This window comes from Candidatus Methylomirabilota bacterium (genome assembly GCA_035709005.1).
Classification (GTDB): domain Bacteria; phylum Methylomirabilota; class Methylomirabilia; order Rokubacteriales; family CSP1-6; genus 40CM-4-69-5.
On sequence record DASTFB010000068.1, the window covers coordinates 1 to 2,194 of the forward strand.

Annotated in this window: 3 protein-coding genes; 1 reads left to right on the plus strand and 2 read right to left on the minus strand. The window is 69.3% G+C overall.

Going from position 1 to position 2,194, the window contains the following annotated elements; all coding sequences use genetic code 11:
* On the plus strand, nt 1-630 hold a 630-nt coding region (locus VFR64_10455; protein HET9490158.1), incomplete at its 5' end, for a hypothetical protein.
* A gap of 34 nt (nt 631-664) precedes the next feature.
* On the opposite strand, the gene VFR64_10460 is transcribed toward VFR64_10455, so the two are convergent.
* Together VFR64_10460 and VFR64_10465 are read right to left on the minus strand one after the other, a co-directional pair.
* Nucleotides 665-964: a hypothetical protein gene (locus VFR64_10460; GenBank protein ID HET9490159.1), complete on the minus strand. Its 300-nt coding sequence runs from the start codon at nt 962-964 to the stop codon at nt 665-667.
* 66 nt (nt 965-1,030) lie between these two features.
* Complete coding sequence (locus VFR64_10465) at nt 1,031-2,059, minus strand: lysylphosphatidylglycerol synthase transmembrane domain-containing protein (protein HET9490160.1); 1,029 nt, start codon at nt 2,057-2,059, stop codon at nt 1,031-1,033.
* Nucleotides 2,060-2,194: the final 135 nt, after the last annotated feature.

Here is a 2,194-nt window from a genome sequence, read left to right on the forward strand (position 1 = left end):
CCATCGCCCTACTTCGAGCTTGGCATGGACTGGGAGTTTTCTCGCCAGCTGGGGGCCAGTTGGCTGGTCGACGGGTCGTATTACCGTCCCCACCAGCTCACGGGTGCGTACACCTTCACCACGATGGTCGACAACCTTTACCCGCCTCATGCCCTGTTCCTGTTCGTGCCGTTCGTGTACCTTCCCGCATTTGCCTGGTGGGCAATCCCGGCAGTGATCGTGGCACTGGCCTTCCGGCGGCTCCGGCCGGCGACATGGGCGTGGGTCCTCATGCTCGCGTTGCTGGCGTGGCCGCGCTCGATCAGTGCGGTCCTGCTCGGCAATACGGACATCTGGGTCGTCGCGATGCTTGCCGCTGCCTTGACGTGGGGCTGGCCCGCCGTCCTGCTGACGATCAAACCCACGTTCGCGCCCTTGATCCTGCTCGGACTAGCGCGGCCGCGCCAGACCGCGCTTGCGGGCCTCGGCCTGATCGTCTTGGCGGCCCCCGGTCTGCCGCTCTGGTTCGATTACGCCGCGGCCCTGAGGAATGTCCAGATCGACCCAAGCCATCCTCTTGGCACGATTCCCCTGATGCTGATCCCATTCGTCGCCCGCCTGACGTCGACCAGATCTCGATCCACAGCTTGACAGGCCGTTCAGCGGCCATCGCGTCGGAGAACGGTCAGCCTTTGGTGCTTTGGCCCGGGCGCACACCCTCACGTTGCGGTCGCTGGCCTTCGCCCTGGGTAGCCCCACCCGATCCCGGGCCGGTGTTGCGCGTAACGTCCTGGTCGGGCCGCCCGGCGTAGGCCTCCTGGTCGTCGCCGCCCCGCCCCAACGCGGGGTTGGGGACGGACTCGGGCCACGGGGCGTTCGGGTCATGGGTGGCCGGGCCGTGCTTGCCGAACTTCTCGCGGCGGCGCTGCTCGCGGTTCGGCTTGGCCTCATCCTGCTTCGGTTCGGACTTCTTCTTCGTAGCCATGCGTTCAGCATGCGCCTCCAGCGCGACTCGTGCAGCGGCACACCGGCCGGTCTGCTCGCAGGCGGCTTACGGGGGCCCGGCGACCGTGCTCGTCGCGTGCTCGCCTGGGCCCGCTCCGCGTGTGAGGAGCCGGGCGTCCACACCGACGACGGCCAGGGCCACCGCACCCGCGATGGCAATTGGCAGCACCGCCACGGCGTGGGCAACGACGGCAAACGCCAAGGCCGTCGTCGGATCCACCCCCAGGACTCCCGCTGCCGCGACGGCCGCCAGCTCGAACGTCCCGACGTAGCCGGGGGCGGCGGGGACAGCGGTACTCAGGACAGTCACGGTTGCGACGAGCATCGCGCCGAAGGGGGTCAGTTCGACACCGACGGATCGCCCGACCAGCCAGTAGATCGACGCATCGAGGACCCAGGCGAGGGCGCTCAGGAGCAGCGCCAGGCCGATGGCTCGTGGCCGCTTCGAGACGTTGGCACCGTGAAGAACCGCCAATGCGCCGCTTGCCACGCGGCCGAGCCGGCCGCCACCGAGTCGATGGAGGAGACCAGGCGCGACCGAGAGACCGATGACCGCGGCGGCGGAAATAAGCACGCCGAGCAGAGCGACTCGGACGATCCAATCGGGCACCCCGATAAGCAATGCCGCTCCGATGCCGAGCAGTGCGAGCACCAGCGTGTCGAGGACTCGCTCGATGACGACGGACCCGAGCGCACCGGTCGCCGGGAGGTCCTCGCGACGAGCCACGAGGACGCCCCGCGCGGCCTCGCCGAGCCGGGCCGGCAGGACGGCGTTGCCGAGATACCCGATGAGCACGACGGGAACGATTCGCATGATGGATGGACGCGACGGGCGGCCTGCTCGAGGTGGTCGCGCGGGCAGCAGCGCCCGCCAGCGCGCCGCGCGAAGGAATGTCTGAACGGTGACGACCCCGAGGGCCGCGAGCAGCCACTCGGGCGAAGCTTGGGTGGCGATCGCCCACGCGTCCTCGAGGTTCACGCCCCGGGTGACGATCCACGTCGCCAGGACGCTGACGAGGAGCCCGCCGAGTACAAGCGCGAGTCTCCGGACGGGGACCTGCTCCCGGGAAGTCACGGCCGCTCCGCGACGTAGAGCGTCTGCTTCCCGAGGACCCACCACGCTGGCGGGAACGCCAGGTATGCACGCACGAGGCGTGCATCCTGGGGCAGGCGCCCCTTCGTGCTGAAGGGAAGGAATCGCGTGATGAGC

Bases quoted from the DNA above. Each gene is read 5' to 3' on its own strand.
- VFR64_10460 (HET9490159.1), bottom strand. From the start codon at position 964: ATGGCTACGAAGAAGAAGTCCGAACCGAAGCAGGATGAGGCCAAGCCG.